The sequence below is a fragment of the Phaeobacter sp. CECT 5382 genome (assembly GCF_001457775.1).
Lineage (GTDB): Bacteria > Pseudomonadota > Alphaproteobacteria > Rhodobacterales > Rhodobacteraceae > Pseudophaeobacter.
Map to the genome: position 1 here is coordinate 47,789 of NZ_CYSG01000017.1, position 23,493 is coordinate 71,281.

Sequence of the window (23,493 nt, forward strand, 5' to 3'; positions counted from 1 at the left end):
ACCATGACGAAGCAAGGGAATGACGATGAAAAACAGCAGTATTCTGATCGTAATTGGCAAACAGGCCTCTTTGGACGACCTTGCAAAACAGTTAGAAACCATCCGCGCCCTGCCTGCGCGGGCGGTGGTTCTGATCATCGGGGAAATGCCGCAATACCCCTATGGCACCCTTGGTGTCCCCACTGGTGGCATCGCTGATTTTTCGGTCGAATGGCAGGAATCCGTGGCTGCCAATACCGAGGCGCTGAAGGTCAAAACCGATGAGGTCGAAGCCCTTTTGCAACAGCATGGCCTGTCCGGCGAAGTCGCCAGCGTAGCCTGCGAAGCCGCAATGGTGAGCGAAGCCGTCGCCCGCCACGCAATGCTTTGTGATCTGGCGCTTGTCGGCCCCGATCTGCGCCAGTCAGAGACCCTGTTTCAAGAGGTCAGCAACGGGATCCTGTTCCAGTCTCCTGTCGGCATGCTGATCAACGATACCAACGGTACAGCATTGAAACAGCCAGAGAAAATCTTTGTCGCCTGGAACACCGGGCTGCATGCGGCGCGGGCAGTGCATGCGGCACTTCCAATGCTGCGCGGGGCCAAGGAGGTGGTCATCGGCTCCATTGATCCTGTGATGACCCAGTTGCGCGATGGCGAGGATCCCGGTGTTGATGTTGCCAAATGGCTGACCCACCACGGCTGCACGGTTGTCGTTCGCCAGTATCCAGGCGGTGGACAGGATGTCGGGGATTGTATTCTGGACCGGGCCGCGGAATGCGGCGCTGATCTGATCGTCATGGGGTCCTATGGCCATTCCAGAACCCGCCAGGCATTTTTTGGCGGCACCACCCGGACGCTGCTTGAACAGACGGAGAAAACCGTTTTTCTGGCACACTAGTTTCTTGAACTGTCTTGTGCAGACTTCTGAAGTCACTTTCAGGATCTGAACAAGCACACGGTCCAATACAGGCACACTGTCCAATTCTGTCAGATCCCATCCAGCTGGGGGGCTGCCAGTTTTGGGTGGGGTGCCGTGGTTTTCGGATATTGCTATTTTGTTGCGTCGTGGCTCTCATCTTTAGAGTGCTGAAAGCCCTCTGCATCGCCATATTCGACAAACTCGGAATAATGGTCGTGCAGCCCCGCCATACGTTTGGCATGCTTGATAGGGCACCAGTGTTTTTCCGTGCGCGCCGCGATTTCACGCGCATAGCCCAGCAGCCCATTGCCATAGGAACAATAGAGACAGTTGAACTTTTCCAATCCATTCAGATAGGACAGCTGATTACGATCAAAGGTGATGTAGTCGGCGCGGCGCACCTTTTCGATGCGATAAACCGGAAAACAGATTGCCTGATAGACCGACACAAATATGTCCAGCAGGACAAAAGGTATGATCACCGCATAGATAACCGGCGCCGTTAGCACCACCAGCGGCCGGGCCTCGACCATATAGGACACCAGCTTTTGTTGGAGCGCCTTGTGGCGTTGGCGGACCTCTTGTTCGAAAACAACCCGGTTTTGTTCAAGCCGGTAATTGAAAGCTGCACGGCGACAGGCAAACTCATCTTCCAACTCGTCTTCCAATGCGCGGATGCGCGCGACCAGGCTGGCAACTTTATCGGTCATTTGTCCGTCTCCCCAGATGATGAATGCGTTCTGCTCAGCCCGTATCCTTAGCCCCATCTTCTATAGCAGCTAACCCCTGCCCGTCATCTGCTGTGTCACTGGCGGGCCGCGCAATCGGTGCAAACTCCACAGGGGTAATGGTTTCCTTTTCCAGCAACAGCGCCGCCCCGGATTTGAGTTCCTCCAGATGTGCCGACAGGATCTCTTTTGCCGCACTATAGGCCTCATCAAGCAGTTTTCGCACTGCTAGGTCGACCTCGCGCGCGGTTTCGGGTGCATAATCCTTGGCCATCATACCATACGCATTCTGCCCCAGATACTGCCCCGACTTTTCCTCAAGAACCGCCTGCCCGACACTGGCAACCATACCAAAGCGCGTCACACATTCGCGCGCGATATCCGTTGCCTTGGCCAGATCATCCGAAGCCCCGGTCGAGACCTCCTGAAAGATCAGATCTTCGGCAGCCCGCCCGGCCATCAGCACGGTCATACGGTCCTTTAACTCGGCAAAGGTGATCAGAAACCGATCCTCCGTCGGGCGCTGCATGGTATAGCCAAGCGCGCCGATCGAACGCGGAATGATCGAAACCTTATGCACCGGGTCGGCATGCGCAACATTTGCCGCGGCCAGTGCATGCCCCATCTCGTGATGCGCCACCCGACGCCGCTCTGCCACGCCGAGGACGCGCGATTTGCGCTCAACCCCGGCCACGATCCGTTCCACAGCTGCCGTCAGATCCGCCATGGTCACCTTGTTGCCATCGCGCCGGGTGGCGAGGATCGCCGCCTCGTTCACGAGGTTTGCCAGATCGGCGCCGGTGAACCCCGGTGTGATTGCCGCAACCTGATCCAGATCCACATCCGGCGCCAGAGCAATGCCCTTGATATGCACCTTGAGAATGGCAGCGCGGCCCTTGCGCTCGGGACGGTCCACCACGATTTGTCGGTCAAACCTGCCGGCCCGCAACAGCGCTGCGTCCAGAACCTCGGGGCGGTTGGTCGCCGCCAGCAGAACGATACCGACGCGCGGGTCAAAACCATCCAGCTCAGACAACAGCTGGTTCAGAGTCTGCTCTTTTTCGTCGCTGCCGCCAAAGCCCGACACTGCCGATCGCGCCCGACCCAGTGCGTCCAGCTCATCGATGAAGATGATGCAGGGGGCCGCCTTGCGGGCCTGCTCAAACAAATCGCGCACCCGCGCGGCACCAACACCCACGAACATCTCGACAAATTCGGACCCCGAAATCGAAAAGAACGGCACGCTGGCCTCGCCCGCAACGGCCCGCGCCAGCAGCGTCTTGCCGGTGCCCGGAGGCCCGACCAGCAAAATGCCCTTGGGGATATGCGCCCCAAGGCGGCCGTATTTGTCCTTGTCTTGAAGGAAGGAAACGATTTCCTGCAGCTCGGCCTTGGCTTCATCCACCCCGGCAACATTGTCGAAGGTGACGCCGGTTTCGGTCTCCAGATAAACCTTGGCTTTGGACTTACCGATGTTCACCAGACTGCCAAAGCCGCCCTGCCCCCCGGCCGACATACGCCGGATCAAGAACATCCACAGTCCGAAAAACAACAGAACCGGCGCCACCCAGGAAATCAGGCTGGTGAGCCAGGTCTGATCCGTGCCGCCGGTAAAGGCAGTGTCATACTGCTCCAGCTCGGCTGCAAGATCCGCATCGACCCGGTAGGCAACGAAATAGTCCTTGCCCTCCACCGGCATTTTGAAACGGCCCTGCACCTTGGTTTCGGTGACTGTCAGTTCTGCCACATCACCACGTTCAAGATAGGTCAGAAATTCACTGTATTGTAGGGTCTGAACACTGCGCGCGCCCAGCCAGAGCTGCACCGCCATCCAGATCAATGCCGCCGTGAGCCAGAAACTCCAGTTGAACTGTTTTTGCTTATCCATTCTCTTTCGGGCTCTCTTTTTAGCTAAAACAATCTGGGTATAGATTTGGCCCGAAATACGCGGCCCCCAAATTTCGAGGATTTCGCGGGATCACATCCGGAAAGGGCTACGGGAAATCATCACCAAGGCCAGCCCCGTGCTGAGAAAATCGATCCCGACCAGCAGGCCAAGCACCACGGTCGAGGCTTCCGACAAGACGGCAAAGATATAGACGCCAAGGCCAAGGCTGATCAGCGCTGATGTCATGCCCCAGCCCCAGCCAGGAGCAGGCCGCAGCCAAAACGAAAATGACGCCTGCGCCAGCCCCGTCAGCACAAAAATCGCAGCAACCAGAACTGTCAGGGCAACCAGACCCTGAAGCGGATAGAGCAACATCAACAACCCCACCGCAAGCGTGATCAACCCCACCAGCAACTGCCACAGAAACTGGCCAGTGCCGCGAAACTGCATGGCCCCGACCACGGCCACGATCCCACTCATCGTGAGCAGCCAACCGATCAGTACTTCCAACACCAAAGAGCTGGCAAGGGGCATGATCACCGCGGCCGCGCCCAAAAACACCATAACAAGGCCGACCCAGAACAACCCTTTGCCCATTTCCACATTCCTCATTTCCATCGCCCCTCTGTTCACCCCACTCCCGGATTTCACCCAATCCTAAGCAGGGCAATCTCGTTTATCTCGTCAGGCTCGATCATCAAATTACAGGCATGATGAACCACCAGGAGACCAGCCCGCAGCAACCCGTATCGGGCCGCTGCGGATCATGAAAACGCATTGTCTGGTTTTAATCTTCGGCCCCAGTCTGGTTGATCTGCATCGAGACAAAGGTCGGCTCTCCCATCCGTTCCAGCAGGGACAGCTGGAGTTTGAGCCAAGTCATGTGCCCTTCTTCGTCCAGAGCGGTGCGTTCAAATAGATCGCGGGTGCCGATATCCTGCGCCTCATCCGCGACACGGGCCGCCGTTGCGTAGAATTTGACCGCATCTTTTTCATCGACCAGATCGGCCTCGAACATCGCTTTCAGGGTTTTCGACGCTGTTGGCACCTTGGCTGCTTTCAAGCTGGGTGAACCGCCCAGAAACACCATGCGCCGGGCATAAGCCTCGGCGTGGCCCAGCTCTTCGAGCATCTCTGCGCGCATCTTGTCGGCCAGCTTGTCCAGGCCCCAGCTTTCGACCGTCAGAATATGCAGCAGATACTGGTTAACGGCTGCCAGCTCCATCGACAGGGCCTTTTGCAGGTTTTCGAGTGTTTTTGTGGTCTTCGCCATATTATGTCCTTTCACAGACCTGAACCCGGGTGCCCGTTTTTGCACCGGGGCTTCGTAAATTGGGGCTTTGCACATTGGGCTATCGGTAGCTCCTTGCGCGTTTTCTGGCGCGTTATTCGCTCCAGGCGTGAACATGTACGTCGTGCCCGGAATGCCCTTTGAGGATCTTCACCGCGAGATCTTCGCGATCCTTGTCGCGGGTGCGGACCCACATCAGAATGCCGCCGTGACTGATCTGGTTGGCGTAGTAGTCCTTGTGATGCTGACCGACGCGACGCGCCAGCAGGGTGCCAATGACCGCAGACGGGCTACCCCCGATGGCAATCGCTGCAATCGAAGCCGCCAGCGTGCTGGCAGGAGTCAACATTGCCGCCATCGCAATAAAGGAGCCGACAAAAAAGAACCCCCCGGCAATAGCGCCCTGAAGCTCTCCAATTGCTTCTTCCGAGACAAAATGTGCCCGCGGGGCAGCCGGGTCATCTTCCAGATTTGCTGACGTCCAGTAGGCTTTACCGAGTTTTTCTTCCATCGCCTCTTTGCTGCCCAAAAGGCTGATGTCAGAGTGATGAAACCCGGCGGCGCGCAGATCGTAAAAGGCCGCCTGCTGGGTCTCGAAACTGTCAAACACCCCGACGGCTTCGGGGATGTTGATATAGGTCAGATGTTGCTCAGATGGCGTTCCTTCGGTCACCTTTGCGTTCTCTTCCGGAGTCTTTTTGGACATGGGGCACCTCGTTTCATATAAAGCGAAACTACCCCATCCGACCGTCAGATTAATTGATACATATCAAGTACCAAAAATCATATCTCTTCAGCCTGACCAGCGCCACAGACCCTATGGCGCTGGTGTTATGGCGCGGGCATCCAGATGGCATCGGGCGGGTCATTCTCGAGCTGTTCGACCTGTCGGCGCAGCTGGGTGTTTTCGTCAACAAGTGAGAGAACCAGCGCCGCTCCGGGCAGGTTTAGGCGCAGATCGGCCTGCAGCCGCCGGACTTTGTGAACCAGCGTGATACTGGAGCTTTCGAAGGTCCAACTGCTGCCTTCGGACACAGCACCGCCGCCTCTGTGGCCAGTACTTTCCGGCTCCAGAATACCTTCCTGCACCAGTTCAATGATCCAATCCGCCGAGCATCCGCTGATGCGGCACAGATCCGTCAGGGACAATGAAACCAGAACTTCGCTCATGGGGACAAGTGCGTTTGAAGTTGTCATGGCTTACCCTCCCAGGCCCTGGCGGGGATTATAGTTCATCTCCTGCGCCAGTTGTTCATAAAGTTCCCGGGCCTTTGCAGTCTCGCTTGGCGGGATGACGATCTTGACCACGGCAAACAGGTTGCCTGCGGGTTTTCCGGGGATGCCCCGTCCCTTCAGACGCAGCTTCTTGCCGGTCTGGGCATGATTCGGGATCGAAAGCTCAACCTTGCCGCTGGGCGTGGTCAGGCTGATACGCGCACCCAAAACCGCCTCCCAGGGGGTGACCGGAAGGTCCATGAAGACATCCCTGCCATCGACGTGAAAACCGGGTTCTTCCTTGATGCTCACCTCCAGATAAAGGTCACCTGCCTTGCCATGACCGATTCCCGGAGCCCCCTGCCCGGCGAGCCGGATATGCTGGCCTTCGGTCACCCCTTTCGGGATTGCCACGCGAATGGATTGCTCGCGCAAAACCACATGGCCGGTTGCATCAAGCTCCGGCTTGCGCAGGGTGAAATCACGACTGCCGCCATGATAGGCCTCCTGCAGGTCGATAATGATCTTGGCGTGGTGATCCTGCCCCGGCGCCTGATAGTGCTGTCGGCCGCCGCCAGTGCTTCCACCATAGGAATACCTCTGTCCGCCGGCCTGTCCGCGGCGCGCAAACAGCTCGTCAAAAAAGCTGCCGAACTGGTCAGAGTCGGCCTCGGTATAGCCGCCGCCAGAGAAGGCAAACCCATCATCCCAGTCCGGTGGCGGCCGGAAGGATTGCCCTTCTTTCCAGTCCGCCCCAAGCTGATCATAAGCCGCGCGTTTTTCCGGATCCTGCAGAACCTCATAGGCTTCGCCCACGTCCTTGAACTTTTGCTCGGCCTCCGCCGCATCATCGCCGGTGTTCACATCCGGATGATATTTGCGCACAAGCTTGCGATAAGCCCGCTTGACCTCATCCTGCGAGGCCGTTCGTTCGACACCCAGAACTTTATAGTAGTCTCTATATTCCATATTCGTACCCCGCCCCGCAATTTGCGGTACCTTGTGGCCTATAACCTATATCTTGTTGCTCAGCGGCCATTGGAGAACGCCAGAGCCCCTCATTTGAATCCCCGAGTTTAAGATCAAGCTAGCACAGTTCCCCCTTGCCAAATTGATCAAGCTCAAATGGCTCTAGATAGATCAGCTCCAAAGAAAACCGGCAGACCCTCCGCAGCCATTTCAGGCCGCTATAATAGGCTTCGGGGCCAACCTGAGCAGGCATTCCCCGAAGACTAGTAACCGGGCATCAAACTGCATTCACGCCAAGAACTTGGAACGGTTGCCTCCAATAAAGCACAAAAGATGTTTCGCGCGCGATACATCCAACCACAAGGCTGCTATCCCGGTTTATCCTGTCACGGCACACATGTTGCGATGGCACTTTGCATCTGATCAGAGTGGTGTAGGCTTTGCCCCATGATGAATTTGCCCCACCTCAGCTTTTTACGCTCTTTCGAGGCCGCGGCGCGGCGTCTCAGCTTTACCAGCGCCGCCGAAGAGCTGAACTGCACCCAGTCTGCGGTTAGCAATCATGTGCGCTCGCTTGAAGAATTCATCGGCCGGCCCCTGTTTGTGCGCCATCCCCGATCACTGTCGCTTACGGATGTCGGGGCGGCCTATCTGCCTTCGGTGCGCCATGCCTTGCAGGAGATCGACCAAGCGACGCAGTCACTGACCCTGCAAAGCCACAAACGCGAAGTGGTGATCTCCTGCCCTGTCAGCTTGGCGGAAAGCTGGCTGCCGCCTGTAATCCAGGGTTTCAGGGTCCAGCATCCCGACATTGACCTCACCCTGCATGGCACCGTCTGGACCGATGTTCAGGATGCGGTCTCTGACATCTCGATCACCATTTGCCACCGGGACGACGTGCCCGCCGACAGACAAAGCCTGTGGGATGAGCGGCTGACGATAGTCTGCGCCACGGACTATCGCGTCAAAGGCGCGCGTCTTGAACGGTGCCAACAGCTGGCTGACGCGGATCTGATCCACGTTCTGGGTCGGCCTGCCTATTGGGATCTCGTGCTGGCCCAGCTCGGTATCACGGGGCTGGATCTGAACTGCGGGCAGCGCAGCAATGTTACAAATCTGTCGCTGGCGCTGGCCTGTCAGGGTTTGGGCTGCGTTGCGCTACCACGTTCACTGGTCATACCCTATCTCGAGCGCGGGCTACTGCGCGAACCCTTTGAGATCACGGTCGCAAGCCCCTGGGGTTATTACATTTCCCCGCCAGGAAAGGCCGCAACGCCATCGGTAAAGCTGTTTCACGCCTGGCTTTTGCAGACGGCAGAACAGGTCGCGTGCTGACACCGCGCCCGCGCCGACCATGTTAGCTCCGCAGGCGCATACCTTCGGGGTCAAAAGGTGCCTCCGCCAGACGTGTGGCGCGATGCGGCGCGCCAAGGATGTAGATCTCGACCTGCGCGCCAACCGGCACCAATTGCGGGTCGCAAAATCCCAGCGCCAGTGATTTTCCAACCGAATAGCCAAAGGCACCAGAAGTCACACGCCCTGCGGGCCTGCCATCCGGGGTGAAAATAGGTTCGCCTCCGGTGGCATCCGCCTGCTGCGTCACCTCGACCTCAAACATGGCCAGCACCTCACGCGGGGGAGTGTCGTGGATCGCCAGATAAGCCTCTTTGTGCAAGAAATCCTTGTCCAGCTTGATCAACCCGGCCAGCCCGACCTCCTGTGGCCAGTATTCCTGACTGTATTCCCGCCCCCAGGAGCCATAGCCCTTTTCGATGCGCAGGCTGCCCAAAGCGCGCCCGCCAACCGGCCCTCCGCCAAGGTCGCGCGCCACTTGCAGCAGGGCTGCATAAAGTGCGACCTGATCACCCGCATCACAGTGCAATTCCCAGCCCAGATCGCCGGTGAAGGACACCCGGATTGCCAGACAGTCGATCCCCGCCACGGTGATCTGGCGCGAGTGCATGAACCGAAATCCCTCGTTTGACAGATCCGCATTGGTCAGCAGTTGCAATGCGTCCCGCGCTCTGGGGCCAGCGATATTGAATCCGACAATCCGGTTCGTCGCCACCTCAAATCGGGTCTCAGCAGGCAGGTCCACCATGTTGAAAAAACGCTGATGATAGCGTTCCGCCATGCCAGAGCCGATCATCATATAGGCGTCCTCCGCCGTTTTGGTGATGGTGAAATCCCCGGCCACGCCACCGCGCACCGAAATCAGCGGCGTGAGGCAGGAGCGCCCGATCTCTGTCGGCACCCGATTGGCCACCAGCCGGTCAAGCCAGTCGTGGGCGCCCGCCCCCGTGATCACATAGTTGGCAAAGTTCGAAATATCGATGACACCCAATGTGTTGCGCAGCATCTCGACCTCTTGCCCCACCGGCTGAAACCAGTTCTGGCGGGCAAAGCCCGCAGTCTCGACCACACCGGGCTGATCCGCGAACCACAAGGCGTGCTCCCAGCCACAGTTGAGACCAAAGACCGCGCCCAGTTCCTGTTGCATTTCATAGGCCGGACGGGTGCGGGCAGGTCGGCCCGCCGGGCGTTCCTCGTTTGGGAAATGGATTTTGAAACGATGGGTATAGGCATCTTGGACGCGGTCTTTGGTGAACTTTTTGTCGGCCCAGTCGCCAAACCGCGCCAGATCCCAGGCAAACATATCGTGCTGCGGCTCTCCGTCGATCATCCATTGCGCCGCCAGCAGCCCCAGCCCGCCAGATTGCGAGAACCCCGGAATGATGCCACCACATAGAAAATAGTTCTGTAGTTCCGGCACTGGTCCCCAGAGTGCCGATGCATCCGGCGACCAAATCATCGGCCCGTTAATCACCCGTTTGACCCCCGCCGTGGCCGCCAGAGGCACCCGTTCGGTGGCGCGGATGACGTTTTCCATGATCCTGTCCAGATCATCAGGGAACAGCTCATGGGCAAAATCCAGTGGCGTGCCGCCTTCGGCCCAGAACCGCATGTCCTTTTCATAGGCGCCAATCAGCAAGCCGTTGCCTTCCTGACGGAAATAATATTCCCCGTCGCGATCCGCGATCGAAGGCAGCCGACGGCCTAAGTTGGCGATCTCGTCAATGGTGTCGGTGACGAAATACTGATGTTCAGTTGGCTGCAACGGCAGGGTCAGCCCCGCCAGTGCCGCCACCTCTCGCCCCCAGAGGCCTGCCGCATTGACCAACCACTGCGTATGAATATCGCCCTTTTCGGTGCGCACGATCCAGCTACCATCGGGCTGCTGGTCGGTGCCGATCACCGGGCAAAACCGCTCAACCGTAGCCCCCATGGCGCGTGCGCCAGCGGCATAGGCGTGGGGCACGCCTGATGGGTCCACATTGCCGCCATCGGGTTCATACATGATGCAGCGGATGTCATCAAACTGCGCCAGCGGGTGCAGCTCTTGTGCCTGCGCACGGCTGACCTCGTGAAAATTCAGGCCATAGAAACGCGCCTTGGCCTCTTGCAGGCGCAGCTGCTGTTCGCGTTCCTCGGTCTGCGCCAGATAAAGTGATCCGGGCTGAAACACACCGCAGGACTGGCCGGTCTCGACCTCCAGCTCCTTGTATAGGTTCATGGTATAGTGCTGAATACGCGTGATATTATTGTTGTCATGCAGGCCATGAATATTGGCCGCCGCATGCCAGGTTGACCCCGACGTTAGCTCATCGCGTTCCAGCAGGATAACATCCGTCCAGCCCAGTTTGGCCAGATGGTACAGGATCGAACACCCCACAAGCCCGCCGCCAATTATCACCGCCTGTGCATGTGTTTTCATCTGGTGTCCGTCCCTTTGCCGCCCACGCCCCGGATTTGGGCCGGGCTTTGATCGCAAACCTAGGGCAGATGCCGACCCATAACCTGCAAAAATATCCGGGGCTGAGGTGTCGAAATTTCTGTGCTGTCTGGCCAGAAATGCCGAACAAGCTGTCGATAATTTCAAATTGACTGACCAGTCAATAAAAAGCTACGACAGTCTCAACCCGCAAGGCGTAACCCTCGCAGCCTGCCCTCATCCAATCGGAGACCCCGCGCATGACCCGGCCCAATATCCTGATCTTCATGGTGGACCAGCTGAACGGAACGCTGTTCCCCGATGGCCCGGCCGACTGGCTGCATGCGCCCAACATGAAAAAGCTCGCGGCGCGTTCGACCCGGTTTCGCAACGCCTATACCGCCTCGCCGCTGTGCGCGCCGGGGCGGGCCAGCTTTATGTCGGGCCAGCTGCCCTCCGCGACCGGGGTCTATGATAATGCGGCTGAGTTTGCCTCTTCTATTCCGACCTATGCGCACCATCTGCGCCGGGCGGGCTATTACACCTGCCTGAGCGGCAAGATGCATTTTGTCGGCCCCGACCAGTTGCATGGGTTCGAAGACCGCCTGACCACCGATATCTACCCCCCGGATTTTGGCTGGACGCCAGACTATCGCAAACCCGGGGAGCGCATCGACTGGTGGTATCACAACATGGGATCGGTCACGGGTGCCGGGGTGGCCGAGATCTCCAACCAGATGGAATTCGACGACGAGGTCGCCTTTCACGCGGTGCAAAAGGTCTATGATCTGGCGCGCCGCCGCGATGACACACCCTGGGCGCTGACCGTGTCCTTTACCCATCCGCATGACCCCTATGTGACCCGGCGCAAATACTGGGATCTCTATGAGGATTGCGAACACCTGCTGCCCGAGGTGGCGGATCTGGGCTATGACAATCAAGACCCCCATGCGCAGCGGATCTTTGACGCCAACGACTGGCGCAGCTTTGACATCACCGAAGAAGACATTCGCCGCTCGCGCCGGGCCTATTTCGCCAATATCTCCTACCTTGATGACAAGATCGGCGAGGTGATGGAGGCGCTGGAAAACACCGGTCAAGAGGCCACAATTCTGTTTGTGTCAGACCATGGTGACATGCTGGGCGAGCGCGGGCTGTGGTTCAAGATGAGCTTTTATGAGGGCTCGGCGCGGGTGCCGCTGATGATTGCAGCGCCGCAGATGCAGCCGGGGCTGATCACCACGCCGGTCTCCAATATCGATGTCTGCCCGACCCTGTGCGATCTGGCCGGGGTCAGCATGGACGAGGTGATGCCCTGGACCAACGGGGAATCGCTGGTGCCACTAGGTCAGGGCGCAATCCGCACCAGCCCGGTTGCAATGGAATATGCCGCCGAGGCGTCATATGCGCCGATGGTCTCGCTGCGTCAGGGACGCTGGAAGCTGAACCTATGCAAGCTCGACCCCGTGCAGCTGTTCGATCTGGAGGCCGACCCGCATGAGCTAACCAACCTGGCTGATGATCCCGCCCATCGCGACACCCTGGCCGACCTGAAAGCGCAGGCCGATGCGCGCTGGGATCTGGATCAGTTTGATGCACAGGTACGCGAAAGCCAGGCCCGGCGCTGGGTGGTCTACGAGGCCCTGCGTCAGGGGGGCTATTTCCCCTGGGACTACCAGCCGCTGCAAAAAGCCTCTGAGCGCTACATGCGCAATCACATGGATCTGAACGAGGTTGAAGACAACGCCCGTTTCCCGCGCGGCGACTGATTTCTGCGACTGGCGAAATTCGCGGCCTCGCCATAGTGCGCGGGCAGCGGACGGCCCTGCTTTTCTCTTCCCATGGAGGGGGCGGGGTCACCAACTATCCCTCCGCAACACCTGTCTCGCTAGGGCCGGTCACCCAGCGAGACAGGTGTTGCGGGGAATTGTATGGACTTCTACATAGTTATACTGCAAACAAGCTATAACTAGTTAGAGCTTGGTAGAAACATGGATCCGGTAAGAAACCCATTTGCGCCTGGAGCAGGCTCGCAACCGCCCGAACTGGCAGGGCGCGATGACATCATTTCTGACGCCCTCATCGCCTTAAAGAGAACCATGATCGGGCGGCATGCGAGATCTCAAATGCTGTTGGGACTACGGGGCACGGGTAAGACCGTATTGCTGAATTCTATTGAAAATGCCGCCGAAGAAGAAGGCTATCTGACCTCAGTTATTGAGGCGCCAGAAGACAAACCGCTCGCAGAGCTTTTGTATCCCAGAATGCAGCAGGTCCTGCGAAAGCTCTCGTTTGTTACGGCTGCAAAGGCGAAAACACATGATGCGATGAAAGCTCTGAGAGGTTTCGCAAGTGTCTTCAGCATAGAGATGGGGGATTTGTCGATTTCGGTCGATCCCGAGCCTGGCGTCGCTGACAGCGGAAACCTGGAATACGACCTGTCAGATTTGTTCGTCGCTATCGGGGTAGCGGCCAAAGCAGCCGGTAAGGGCTGGTGTCTTCTCATTGATGAGGTTCAGTATCTGAAGGAAGAGGAGCTCGCCGCTCTTATCGTCGCGATACATAAAATTGGCCAGAAACAGCTTCCAGTCATCTTTTTCGGCGCCGGGCTGCCTCAGTTGGCTGGCCTGTCTGGCGATGCAAAATCCTACGCAGAACGGCTCTTTTCATATCCAAAAGTTGGCGCGCTGGACAAAGGGGCTGCATGGCACGCAATCAAGGGACCGATAGACGAGGAAGAAGAAGAGATAACGAACAGTGCTTTGGAGGAAATCCTGCAAATTACGGAAGGATACCCCTACTTTTTGCAAGAATGGGGGTTTCAGTCCTGGAATACAGCTGACAGTTCTCCAATTGATAAAACCGATATCCAAGCGGCGACGCAAACTGCCCTCAAAAGACTGGACGACGGATTTTTCCGGGTCCGCTTTGATCGGTTAACACCCAAGGAACGTGAATACGTGATCGCGATGTCAGAGCTTGGCAAGGGTCCATATCGCTCTTCGGAAGTTGCTGAACATTTAGGAGAAACCCCAAACAAGTTAGGGCCTCGTCGCGCGCAGATTATCGCCAAAGGGATGATTTACAGCCCTCAATACGGCGATATAGATTTCACGGTTCCAATGTTTGATGACTATCTTCGCCGGAATTCAAAAGTAATCGGCTAGCCAAACAGGCGCATTCCGAGCAGGAATGACCCGGGCCTCACCGTTTCGACGAAATTGACCCCCACCGGCAATTCACGCTACAGATCCTCCATCTAGCGGAGAGGCCTATGCCAAAACTGGGAATGGAGCCGAAACGGCGGGCAGCACTGATATCTGCCGTGATCGACGAAGTTGGCGAGGCCGGATCACTGGATGTGACCGTTTCCAAGATTGCCAAACGGGCCGGCATGAGCAGCGGCCTGGCGCATCACTATTTTGGCAGCAAGGATCAGATGCTGATCGCCGCCATGCGCCATATTCTGTCGGTCTTCTCAAAACAGGTGATCAGCGGGCTGGCGGCGGCCACCGGCCCACGCGCGCGCCTAGAGGCCATCGTGCGCGCAAATTTCGAAGACCACGTCTTTGATCAGCGCAAGACCTCTGCCTGGCTCAGCTTTTATGCGCTGTCACAAAGCAACACAGAGGCCGCGCATCTGATGCGGATCTATCACCGGCGTCTGCGCAGCAATCTGCTGTTTGACCTGCGTCGTCTCAACCGTGCTGCGGAACCTATAGAACAAGTGCTCTCGGCGCTGATTGATGGGGTCTATCTGCGCCGCGCTCTCAGCGGGGCGGGGCCGGATCCGGCCGCCGCCGATACGGTCCTGCTGGCGCTGAATGCCTTGTTGGCAGGCGAGCGCTGACCCCGACCGGTGTCTCTGGCCAGAAACACGACACCAGATTGAAAAACAGACCCGCGCATAGGTGGGCAAAGACCAAGAAAGATCCTCAGATGAACAAACCCGTGAACCTGCCCCAATCCGCCCAGGTCGTTGTCATTGGCGGCGGCGTCATGGGAACCTCTGTCGCCTATCATCTGGCCGAGATGGGCTGCCGCGATGTGGTCCTGCTGGAACGCGATGAACTGACCTCGGGCACCACCTGGCATGCTGCCGGTTTGATGGTGACCTTTGGCAGCCTGTCGCAGACCGCGACCGAGGTGCGCAAATATACCCGTGATCTTTATGCCCGGCTCGAAGCAGAAACCGGCCAAGCCACGGGGCTGCGCCAATGCGGCTTTATCGAGGCCGCGACCGATGCGGAATCGCTGGAGGAATACCGCCGCATTGCCACCTTCAACCGCTATTGCGGGGTTGATGTCCAGGAAATCTCGCCACGTGAAATTGGTGATCTGTTCCCGGCCGCCCGCACTGATGATTTGCTGGCCGGGTTCTACGTCAAGGATGATGGTCGGGTGAACCCGGTGGATGTCACCATGGCGCTGGCCAAGGGCGCGCGGATGAAGGGCGTGCAGATCATATCCGGCGTGACGGTGCAGGACGTCACCCATGATCAGGGCCGCGTCACGGGGGTTGTCACCGATCAGGGCAATATTGCCTGCGAATATGTCGTCAACTGCGCCGGTATGTGGGCCCGCCAGCTGGGTGCCAAACATGGGGTAACAATCGCCAATCAGGCGGCGGAACACTACTATCTGATCACCGACCCTATCGACACGGTCAGCCCCGACTGGCCAGTGCTGGAAGATCCGTCGCATCACGGCTATTTCCGTGAAGAGGGCGGCGGGCTGATGGTCGGCCTGTTTGAACCCGACACCGCCCATTGGGCGCTGGACGGCGTGCCTAATTCTGCCTCCTTCAGCGATCTGCCACCCGACTGGGACCGGATGACGCCATTTTTGGAACGCGCCATGAGTCGGGTGCCTGTGTCGCTGCAGTCTGGCGTCAAAAAGTTCTTTTGCGGCCCGGAAAGCTTTACCCCCGATGGCAATCCGATCATCGGCGAGGCGGCAGAGCTGCAGAACTATTTCATCGGTGCGGGGATGAATTCGGTTGGTATTCTCAGCGGCGGCGGCTGGGGGCGGGTGCTGGCCCATTGGATCCTGAACGGGCGGCCCGATGTCGATGTCACCGGCGTCAATGCCAACCGGTTCCGCCCCTATCAGACCAACCGTGACTACCGTGCCACGCGAATGATGGAATCCTTTGGCAATGTGTATCAGTGCCATTTCCCCACCAAAACGCCCAAAACTGCCCGTGGTGCAAAGCGATCAGCCCTGCACGATCGCCTGCTGGCGACGGGGGCTTATTTTTCCGATGTCAGCGGCTGGGAAGCGCCCAGCTGGTACGCCCCCTCCCCGGCTGAGGCAAAGGTCGATGCCTTGTCCTTTGGCCGGATGAACTGGTGGCCCTATTGGCAGGCCGAACACCGCGCCTCCCGCGAGGCGGTGGTGCTGACCGATATGAGTATCATGTCAAAATTCCTGGTGCAGGGCCGCGATGCCGGGCGAGTGCTGGATCATATCTCGGCCAATCGCGTCAACGAGACCGTCGGGCGTATCACCTATACACAGTGGCTGAATGAAAATGGGCTAATTGAGGCGGATGTGACCGTGGCCAAACTGGCCGAGGATAAGTTCCTGGTGGTTGCAACCGACACCATGCACAATCAGGTCGAAACCTGGCTGCGCCGTCACACACCTGCTGACGCCCATGCTTTTGTCACCGATGTGACCCCCGGCCTCACCCAGATCAACATTCAGGGCCCCAATAGCCGCGCGCTGCTACAGGCGTTGACCGACGCAGACCTCAGCAACGCGGCCTTTGCGTTTCGCGATGTGCGCGACATTGATATTGGACTGTCGCGCGTCACCTGCGCCCGCATCACTTATGTCGGGGAGCTCGGCTATGAGCTTTACATGCCCAGTGATCATGCGGTGAATGTCTATGATTGCCTGATTGCCGAAGGCGCGCGCCACGGGCTGGTGCATGCTGGTCTGGCCGCTCTTGGCAGCCTGCGTCTGGAAAAGGCCTATCGCGATTATGGCCATGACATCGACAACACCGACAATGCCTTTGATACTGGGCTAGGTTTTGCCGTCGCACTGGACAAACCCGGCGGCTTTATAGGGCAGGAGGCTGCCCGCGCGCAAAAATCCGCAGCCCCCTACAAGCGCCGTCTGGTGCAGGTGCTGGTCGAGGATCCAGAGCCTTTGCTGTGGCATGGCGAAGTGCTGTATCGCGACGGCATGCCCGTGGGGGACATCCGTGCGGGCAGCTACGGCCATACCCTGGGAGGGGCCGTGGGACTGGCGATGATCGAGGGCGGCGACGCTATTGTCGATGCCAATTATTTGGCCAGCGGTCAGTGGCAGATCGAGATCGCAGGCAAGCTCTACCCCTGTCGCTGTACACTGCGCCCGATGTATGATGCTGATATGGCGCGGATCAAGGCCTGACCGGGACAGCCATCGCAAAAGGGAGACAGAGGTGAAGACCCAATTGCCGCCACTGCGAGCCCTGCATGTGTTTGACGTTTTTGGCCGCCACCAGTCTGTAGCGACCACCGCCCGCGCGCTGGGTGTCACTCCCGGTGCGGTCAGCCAGCAGCTGAAAATCCTCGAAGAGCATCTGGGCACGGCACTGGTGCTGAAAGAGGGCCGTCGCGCAGCCCTGACGCCCTTTGCGATGCAGTATCATCGCGACATCGCGCAGGGCTTTGATGCCCTGCGTCAGGCGCAACAGGTCTTTGAACGGCAGAATTCGGATATCGACCTCACCCTTTCGGGGTTGCCGACGCTGCTGCTGAAATGGCTCAATCCAAAGATCCACCGCTTTCAGGCCGAAACCGGTACTGTTGCCTTGCGGCTGGATGCCACCCATGCCGAGCCGGATCCAAAACTGCTGGGTCAAATGTTTCGCCTGACCTACGGCGCTGCTGCTGAACATTTTTCGCATCGCCGCGCCCTGTTCACCGATCATTGCTTTCCGGTCTGCGCCCCTGAATTTCTACAGCAGAACCCGCAGGCCAATTCCGCTTCAGCCCTGTCCGAGATGCCCTGGATCGATATCGACTGGGGCCCTGCCTATGATACCGTGCCCCGGCTGGGGGATTGGCTGGCGGCCCAAGGCAGTGCGCCCTCGCGCCGCAAACCCGTCTCGGTTCATTCGCTGTCCAGCCTAGCGCTGGAGGCCGCGATTGCCGGCCAGGGCATCGCCCTGGCGCAGGCCTCATTCGTGGCGCTGGATCTGGAGCTTGGGCGACTGGTGCGGCTGTCAGATCAGGTTCTGCCGATGCCGGAGCCCTATTATATCTGCTGGGGCAAGAGCACATTGAACAACCCCAATGCGCGCGGTTTTCTGAACTGGCTGCTGGCCGAAGTCGAGCGGCCGCACGCCTGACTGGCCCCAAGCCCGGCCCGAAACCGCATCCCGCCCCCCAGCGCAGAAGTGACAGACCCGTGCAGGGTTTATCAAACTTGTAGGAAAAGCTTCACCGAACTGTCACAGGCCCGATCTAGGTGCCCTCCTGTGCAGGTATCACTGCATATCTGACAGGGAGCGGCAGCCGCCTCTCCGATATTTTTCTGACTGCTGCCCTGCGCGCCAAGGCGTATGGAACCGGAGACACGACATGAACAAATTCAAAATCACCACAGTGGCCGCCGCTTTTGCGATGACGGCAAATGTGGCCTATGCCGAAGTCGAAATCAGCTGGTGGCACGCCATGGGCGGCGCCCTGGGCGAAACCGTCAATCAGATCGCCGAAGACTTCAACGCCAGCCAGGATGACTACAAGATCACCCCTGTGTTCAAAGGCACCTACGAAGAGACCCTGACCGCCGGTATCGCCGCCTTCCGCGCTGGCGAGCAGCCAAATGTTCTGCAGGTGTTTGACGCCGGTGCCGCCACCGTGATCGGGGCCAAAGGCGCCACCGTGCCTGTGCAGGATCTGCTGATCGACAATGGTGTGAACTTTGACATCAACGACTATATCTCCGGTGTGCGCTATTTCTACGCCGACAGCGACGACAAGATGATCGGCATGCCGTTCAACTCTTCCTCGCCGATCCTGTATTACAACATGCAGGCGATGGAAAAAGCAGGCGTCACCGCGCCCAAAACCTGGGAAGAATTCCAGACCGTGACCGCGCCTGCCCTGAAGGCCGCCGGCTACACCGCCCTATCGCAGTCGCACCTGCCCTGGATCTTCACCGAAAACTTCATGTCGCGCCACGATCTGCCCTTTGCCACCAACAACAATGGCTATGACGGCACCGACGGCACCAAGATCCTGGTCAACAACGACGCCATCAAAGCGCATTTTACCGCCGTTACCGAATGGCAGGAAAACGGCTATTTTGAATGGTTCGGCACCGGCTGGGGCGACAACCAGACCCCGTTCGAGGAAGGCAAAGTCGCGATCTGGCTCGGCTCGTCCGGCTCTTTCGGTGGCCTGTCCAAGAAAGACCTGCCGTTTGATTTCTCCGCCACGCTGCTGCCTTACTGGGAAGCGGTCACAACCGAGCCCAAGCAGACCTTCATCGGTGGTGCCTCGCTCTTTGCAATGGCCGGTCATGACGCCGCCGATAACGCAGCCACAGCAGCCTTCTTCAAGTTCCTGACCTCGCCCGAAGTGCAGTACTTCTGGCACAAGGAAACCGGCTATGTGCCCGTGACCGAAGCCGCCTATGACATGGCGACCAAGGACGGCCACTATGATCGCCTGCCTGCCGCCGAAGTCGGCATCCAGCAGCTGTCCCTGCCCGCCGGTGAAAACACCAAAGGCTACCGCATGGGCTTTTATGTTCAGATCCGTGACGTGATGAACCGTGAATACGGCCGCATCCTGACCGGCGAAACCTCGGTCGAGGACGCATTCGCCGCCATCGAAACCGAAGCCAACGCCCTGCTGGCACGTTTCGCCAAGACTCAGAACTGATCAACCTTTCAATCGATACCAACGACGGCCGCACCCTTGCGGCCGTCACTCTTTTTCTAGGAGACCTCCGTGAAACGCGCCGGATTTTCGACCCGATGGCTGCCGATCTTGCTGCTGGTGCCCCAGCTGGCAATCATCGCCATCTTTTTCTACTGGCCTGCGGTCCATGCCGTGCAGTCCTCGTTCTACCTGCAGGATCCCTTTGGCTTTGGCTCGACCTATGTCGGCGTCGACAACTACGCCGATCTGGCCAATAGCGGCGAATATCTGAAAATCGCCCGGTTCACGCTGATCTTCACCGTGCTCGTCACCTTTTTCTCGCTTGGCCTCGCGTTGCTGCTGGCAGTCAAGGCCGACAATGTGATCCGCGGCGCGCGCAGCTATCGCACCCTGCTGATGTGGGTCTATGCCGTGGCCCCGCCAGTTGCCGGCTTCATCGGGTTGATCATGTTCAATCAAAGCTGGGGACCGCTGACCGAACTGGCACGCTCTGTCGGTTGGGATTTCAAACTGGGGGTGAATTTCAACGATACCGCCACCGCCATGGTGCTGGTGTCGGTGTGGAAACAGGTGCCGGTGAACTTCATTTTCTTCCTGTCCGGTCTGCAGTCGATCCCCAAAGCCGTGCGCGAAGCCGCGCTGATCGACAACCGCTCTGCCACGGGCCGATTCTGGGATGTCACCTTTCCGCTGCTGGCGCCGACCGGGTTTTTCCTGCTGATCATCAACATCACCTACGCGCTGTTTGATACCTTTGGCATCATCGACACCCTGGTCAAAGGCGAGCCGGGCAACAATCCGATGACTCTGGTCTACAAGGTCTATGTCGATGGCTTTCGCGGTAATGACCTGGGCGGCAGTTCGGCGCAGTCCGTGGTGCTGATGGTGCTGGTTCTGGCCCTGACCGTGTTCCAGTTCCGGCTGATCGAACGCCGCATTCACTATACCTGAGGGGGCAGAGATGACTGACATGACCCAACCCGTGACACCCCGCAAAACCCGCATCCGCTGGAGCGCCCTTGCAGACCATGCCGTGCTGATCCTGGGCTCGCTGTTCATGCTGATCCCGCTGTTGGTGGTTTTGCAGACCACCACCACCACGGATATCGACACCATCAAACACGGCCCTCAGCTGGTGCTGGGCGACCAGTTCGGTGAAAATCTCAACAAGGCGATGTTCAAGGCCTCGGGGTTTTCCGGTGAAAACACCGGCACCTCGATGCTGATGAATTCAATGATCCTGGGGCTCGGCTTTGCTCTGGGCAAGATCGTCATTGGCATGATGGCCGCCTATGCGCTGGTCTATTTCCGCCTGCGCTTTGCCACGCTTGCCTTCTGGCTGATTTTCACCACCTTGCTGTTGCCGCTCGAAGTGCGCATTCTGCCGTCTTATGAGATCGCGCAAAAGATGGGCCTGCTCAACACCTATACTGGGCTGATCGTTCCACTGATTGCCTCGGCTACCGCGACCTTCTTTTTCCGCCAGTATTTCCGCTCGGTCCCCGAAGAGCTGGTCGAGGCGGCGCGCATTGATGGTGCCGGGCCGATAAAGTTTTTTGTCGATATCCTGGTGCCGCTGTCGCAGACGATGATCGCGGCGATGTTCATCATCATGTTTGTCTTTGGCTGGAACCAGTACCTGTGGCCCACCATGATCACCACCGAAGAGAGCATGTATACGCTGGTGCGCGGCATCAAGCAGATCACCCAGGATCTCGAAGGCACCAATATCCCTGAATATGGCCGGGCCAATATGCTCGCGCTGATTGCAATTCTGCCGCCCGTCGCGGTGGTGATCTTTTTCCAGAGCTGGTTCGTCAAGGGCCTGACGGAATCGGATAAGTAAGGACAGACCCATGGCTCAGATCTCTCTGAAGAACATCTCCAAAACCTATCCCAATGGGTTTGAGGCAGTACAGCCGACCAATTTTGACATCCACGATGGTGAATTCGTGGTGCTCGTCGGCCCTTCTGGCTGCGGTAAATCCACGCTGTTGCGCATGGTGGCCGGGCTCGAAGACATCACCGGCGGCGCGTTGCAGATCAACAACCGCGTGGTCAATGACGTGGATCCGGCGGATCGCGATATTGCCATGGTGTTCCAGAACTACGCGCTTTATCCGCATATGACGGTGCGCAAAAATATCGGCTATGGCCTGAAGAACCGCAAGATCGCAGCGGATGTGATCGAGGCCAAGGTGCAGGAGGCGGCAAAGATGCTGAACCTCACCGAATATCTGGATCGCAAGCCCTCGCAGCTATCCGGTGGTCAGCGCCAACGGGTCGCCATGGGGCGCGCCGTGGTACGCGATCCGGCGTTGTTTTTGTTTGACGAACCCCTGTCGAACCTGGACGCCAAGCTGCGCCATCAGATGCGCATTGAAATCAAGGCACTGCAGCGGCGTCTGGGTGTGACCTCGATCTATGTCACCCATGATCAGGTCGAAGCCATGACCATGGCCGACCGCATCATCGTGCTCAACGGTGGACGCATTGAACAGATCGGCACCCCGGCGGAAATCTACCATCGCCCGGCCTCGACCTTTGTCGCCTCTTTCATGGGGGCGCCGCCAATGAACCTGCTGACCGCACGGCTGGAACAGGGGCAGGTCAAGATCAATGGCGGCACCCCCGTGATGGCCGCCGAAGGCACTGGCGCCGTGACCCTGGGTGTGCGCCCCGAAGATGTGGAGCTGGACCCACAGGGTGCGATCCCGTTCCGGGTCGATATCGTTGAAGAACTGGGCGCGCATCGCCTGCTGCATGGCGAGCTGGCCAACCAGCCTTTCACCGTGCATCTGAGCAAGGACAGCGCTGCCAGCCCCGGTGAGACCCGCGTCAACCTGAAGCCCGAGGCCCTGAGCCTGTTTGATTTTGAGACCGGGCAAGCCCTATGACTGTCAAAGACCCAGTGGCAGTCCAAGACCCTGTAGCGGTCCCAAACCCCGTCAAAGTCGAAGATCCCGCGCGCATCCAGATCCTTGATCATCTGCCGGAGGTGTCTTTCGCAGAACAGGCGCGCATCCAGGCGGCCCCGCGCACCAGCGCCGCACATCGCGCCCTGCTTGCGGCGGTGCCTGCCATGTCAGCAGTACAGCTGAGCGGGCAGTCAGATGACGCAACCCCCTTGCCGCGCGCGTTCTCCGTTGCTGCCTGGAATGTCGAACGCTGCCTTTTCCCAGAAGAAACAGCCGCCCATCTGGCCCCGGTCGCCCCATCCATCGTGCTGCTCAGCGAGGTAGATCACGGCATGGCCCGCACCGGCCAACGCCATACAGCTGCGGCAATGGCCCAGGCTTTGGGCATGGTCTACGCCTTTGGCGTCGAGTTTCACGAACTGGGTCTGGGCGGGCCAACCGAGCGCGTCTTTTGCCGGGATGATTTCAACGCCAAGGGCTGGCACGGCAATGCAATCCTGTCGGCGGTGCCGTTTGAGCGCGTGACACTGTTTCGTCTGGATGATCACGGCCATTGGTTTGCCGCCGATAGCGGTGCGGCCGACCCCGAACAGCCCCGGATTGGCGGCCGCATGGCGCTGGCCGCCGTAGTGCCGACGCAGGCCGGGCCCCTTTGTGTGGTCTCCACCCATCTGGAAAGCAACGCGGATGCGGCCCATCGCGGCGCACAGTTTGACCGCCTGATGGGTGCGATTGATGGCTTTGCCCCGGATATGCCGGTGCTGATTGGCGGGGATCTCAACACCGGCAATCATCTGCCGCCCGATTTCGACTGGGCCTGGGAAACCTTGTTTACAAGCGCCGAACAGCAGGGATACTGCTGGGATTTCACCGCCGATGGCCCCACCACGCGCCCCAGCCTGATCACGCCGCACCCCGACCGG

Annotated in this window: 20 protein-coding genes; 12 read left to right on the forward strand and 8 right to left on the reverse strand. The window is 58.7% G+C overall.

Annotated features, from left to right (window positions below):
• Positions 1 to 25 precede the first annotated feature (25 nt).
• Entirely contained in the window at positions 26 to 880 is an 855-nt protein-coding gene (locus tag PH5382_RS15670; protein WP_058335330.1) for a universal stress protein, read from the forward strand.
• A 152-nt stretch (positions 881 to 1,032) separates the two neighbouring features.
• Here PH5382_RS15670 and PH5382_RS15675 read toward each other — a convergent pair whose 3' ends face one another.
• From PH5382_RS15675 to PH5382_RS15705, 7 genes are all read right to left on the reverse strand, one after another.
• Positions 1,033 to 1,611 (reverse strand): hypothetical protein, encoded by a 579-nt coding sequence (locus tag PH5382_RS15675; RefSeq protein ID WP_058335331.1) that lies wholly within the window; start codon positions 1,609 to 1,611, stop codon positions 1,033 to 1,035.
• Between the two features lie 34 nt (positions 1,612 to 1,645).
• Positions 1,646 to 3,517 carry an ATP-dependent zinc metalloprotease FtsH gene (ftsH, locus tag PH5382_RS15680; protein ID WP_058335332.1) on the reverse strand — a complete coding sequence of 624 codons (1,872 nt, stop codon included), beginning with the start codon at positions 3,515 to 3,517 and terminating at the stop codon, positions 1,646 to 1,648.
• A gap of 90 nt (positions 3,518 to 3,607) precedes the next feature.
• The gene (locus PH5382_RS15685) at positions 3,608 to 4,129 is read right to left on the reverse strand and encodes an HdeD family acid-resistance protein (protein ID WP_197410060.1); all 522 of its coding nucleotides are present in this window, start codon (positions 4,127 to 4,129) and stop codon (positions 3,608 to 3,610) included.
• Between the two features lie 175 nt (positions 4,130 to 4,304).
• Positions 4,305 to 4,790 (reverse strand): bacterioferritin, encoded by a 486-nt coding sequence (locus tag PH5382_RS15690; RefSeq protein ID WP_058335334.1) that lies wholly within the window; start codon positions 4,788 to 4,790, stop codon positions 4,305 to 4,307.
• Between the two features lie 112 nt (positions 4,791 to 4,902).
• The gene (locus tag PH5382_RS15695; RefSeq protein WP_231751905.1) at positions 4,903 to 5,514 is read right to left on the reverse strand and encodes a hypothetical protein; all 612 of its coding nucleotides are present in this window, start codon (positions 5,512 to 5,514) and stop codon (positions 4,903 to 4,905) included.
• A gap of 125 nt (positions 5,515 to 5,639) precedes the next feature.
• Positions 5,640 to 6,005 (reverse strand): chaperone modulator CbpM, encoded by a 366-nt coding sequence (locus PH5382_RS15700; protein ID WP_082645715.1) that lies wholly within the window; start codon positions 6,003 to 6,005, stop codon positions 5,640 to 5,642.
• Between the two features lie 3 nt (positions 6,006 to 6,008).
• On the reverse strand, positions 6,009 to 6,992 hold the full coding sequence (locus PH5382_RS15705; RefSeq protein ID WP_058335336.1) for a DnaJ C-terminal domain-containing protein: 984 nt from the start codon (positions 6,990 to 6,992) through the stop codon (positions 6,009 to 6,011).
• A gap of 447 nt (positions 6,993 to 7,439) precedes the next feature.
• Here PH5382_RS15705 and PH5382_RS15710 point away from each other — a divergent pair, with 447 nt between their 5' ends.
• Positions 7,440 to 8,327 carry a LysR substrate-binding domain-containing protein gene (locus PH5382_RS15710; protein ID WP_058335337.1) on the forward strand — a complete coding sequence of 296 codons (888 nt, stop codon included), beginning with the start codon at positions 7,440 to 7,442 and terminating at the stop codon, positions 8,325 to 8,327.
• A 22-nt stretch (positions 8,328 to 8,349) separates the two neighbouring features.
• Here the strand turns inward: PH5382_RS15710 and PH5382_RS15715 are convergent, their stop codons facing one another.
• Complete coding sequence (locus tag PH5382_RS15715; RefSeq protein WP_058335338.1) at positions 8,350 to 10,767, reverse strand: GcvT family protein; 2,418 nt, start codon at positions 10,765 to 10,767, stop codon at positions 8,350 to 8,352.
• 257 nt (positions 10,768 to 11,024) lie between these two features.
• Here PH5382_RS15715 and betC point away from each other — a divergent pair, with 257 nt between their 5' ends.
• The 10 genes from betC to PH5382_RS15765 all read left to right on the forward strand — a co-directional run.
• Positions 11,025 to 12,533 (forward strand): choline-sulfatase, encoded by a 1,509-nt coding sequence (gene betC / locus PH5382_RS15720; protein WP_058335339.1) that lies wholly within the window; start codon positions 11,025 to 11,027, stop codon positions 12,531 to 12,533.
• Positions 12,534 to 12,755: 222 nt separating this feature from the next.
• Entirely contained in the window at positions 12,756 to 13,931 is a 1,176-nt protein-coding gene (locus tag PH5382_RS15725) for an ATP-binding protein (RefSeq protein ID WP_058335340.1), read from the forward strand.
• 107 nt (positions 13,932 to 14,038) lie between these two features.
• Complete coding sequence (gene betI, locus PH5382_RS15730) at positions 14,039 to 14,614, forward strand: choline-binding transcriptional repressor BetI (protein ID WP_058335341.1); 576 nt, start codon at positions 14,039 to 14,041, stop codon at positions 14,612 to 14,614.
• 89 nt (positions 14,615 to 14,703) lie between these two features.
• Positions 14,704 to 17,169, forward strand: a complete 2,466-nt coding sequence (locus PH5382_RS15735) for a GcvT family protein (RefSeq protein ID WP_058335342.1) — start codon at positions 14,704 to 14,706, stop codon at positions 17,167 to 17,169.
• A 31-nt stretch (positions 17,170 to 17,200) separates the two neighbouring features.
• Entirely contained in the window at positions 17,201 to 18,112 is a 912-nt protein-coding gene (locus PH5382_RS15740) for a LysR substrate-binding domain-containing protein (protein WP_058335343.1), read from the forward strand.
• A 232-nt stretch (positions 18,113 to 18,344) separates the two neighbouring features.
• Positions 18,345 to 19,652 (forward strand): extracellular solute-binding protein, encoded by a 1,308-nt coding sequence (locus PH5382_RS15745; protein WP_058335344.1) that lies wholly within the window; start codon positions 18,345 to 18,347, stop codon positions 19,650 to 19,652.
• A 69-nt stretch (positions 19,653 to 19,721) separates the two neighbouring features.
• On the forward strand, positions 19,722 to 20,603 hold the full coding sequence (locus PH5382_RS15750) for an ABC transporter permease subunit (RefSeq protein ID WP_058335345.1): 882 nt from the start codon (positions 19,722 to 19,724) through the stop codon (positions 20,601 to 20,603).
• 10 nt (positions 20,604 to 20,613) lie between these two features.
• On the forward strand, positions 20,614 to 21,498 hold the full coding sequence (locus PH5382_RS15755) for an ABC transporter permease subunit (protein WP_058335346.1): 885 nt from the start codon (positions 20,614 to 20,616) through the stop codon (positions 21,496 to 21,498).
• Positions 21,499 to 21,508: 10 nt separating this feature from the next.
• Entirely contained in the window at positions 21,509 to 22,549 is a 1,041-nt protein-coding gene (locus tag PH5382_RS15760) for an ABC transporter ATP-binding protein (protein ID WP_058335347.1), read from the forward strand.
• The coding region (locus PH5382_RS15765; protein WP_197410061.1) for an endonuclease/exonuclease/phosphatase family protein at positions 22,546 to 23,493 on the forward strand (948 nt) is incomplete at its 3' end. The genes PH5382_RS15760 and PH5382_RS15765, both read left to right, overlap by 4 nt.

Coding starts and splice junctions, on each gene's coding strand:
- PH5382_RS15670 (WP_058335330.1), top strand. CDS start 26: ATGAAAAACAGCAGTATTCTGATCGTAATTGGCAAACAGGCCTCTTTG.
- PH5382_RS15675 (WP_058335331.1), bottom strand. CDS start 1,611: ATGACCGATAAAGTTGCCAGCCTGGTCGCGCGCATCCGCGCATTGGAA.
- ftsH (WP_058335332.1), bottom strand. CDS start 3,517: ATGGATAAGCAAAAACAGTTCAACTGGAGTTTCTGGCTCACGGCGGCA.
- PH5382_RS15685 (WP_197410060.1), bottom strand. CDS start 4,129: ATGAGGAATGTGGAAATGGGCAAAGGGTTGTTCTGGGTCGGCCTTGTT.
- PH5382_RS15690 (WP_058335334.1), bottom strand. CDS start 4,790: ATGGCGAAGACCACAAAAACACTCGAAAACCTGCAAAAGGCCCTGTCG.
- PH5382_RS15695 (WP_231751905.1), bottom strand. CDS start 5,514: ATGTCCAAAAAGACTCCGGAAGAGAACGCAAAGGTGACCGAAGGAACG.
- PH5382_RS15700 (WP_082645715.1), bottom strand. CDS start 6,005: ATGACAACTTCAAACGCACTTGTCCCCATGAGCGAAGTTCTGGTTTCA.
- PH5382_RS15705 (WP_058335336.1), bottom strand. CDS start 6,992: ATGGAATATAGAGACTACTATAAAGTTCTGGGTGTCGAACGAACGGCC.
- PH5382_RS15710 (WP_058335337.1), top strand. CDS start 7,440: ATGATGAATTTGCCCCACCTCAGCTTTTTACGCTCTTTCGAGGCCGCG.
- PH5382_RS15715 (WP_058335338.1), bottom strand. CDS start 10,767: ATGAAAACACATGCACAGGCGGTGATAATTGGCGGCGGGCTTGTGGGG.
- betC (WP_058335339.1), top strand. CDS start 11,025: ATGACCCGGCCCAATATCCTGATCTTCATGGTGGACCAGCTGAACGGA.
- PH5382_RS15725 (WP_058335340.1), top strand. CDS start 12,756: ATGGATCCGGTAAGAAACCCATTTGCGCCTGGAGCAGGCTCGCAACCG.
- betI (WP_058335341.1), top strand. CDS start 14,039: ATGCCAAAACTGGGAATGGAGCCGAAACGGCGGGCAGCACTGATATCT.
- PH5382_RS15735 (WP_058335342.1), top strand. CDS start 14,704: ATGAACAAACCCGTGAACCTGCCCCAATCCGCCCAGGTCGTTGTCATT.
- PH5382_RS15745 (WP_058335344.1), top strand. CDS start 18,345: ATGAACAAATTCAAAATCACCACAGTGGCCGCCGCTTTTGCGATGACG.
- PH5382_RS15755 (WP_058335346.1), top strand. CDS start 20,614: ATGACTGACATGACCCAACCCGTGACACCCCGCAAAACCCGCATCCGC.
- PH5382_RS15760 (WP_058335347.1), top strand. CDS start 21,509: ATGGCTCAGATCTCTCTGAAGAACATCTCCAAAACCTATCCCAATGGG.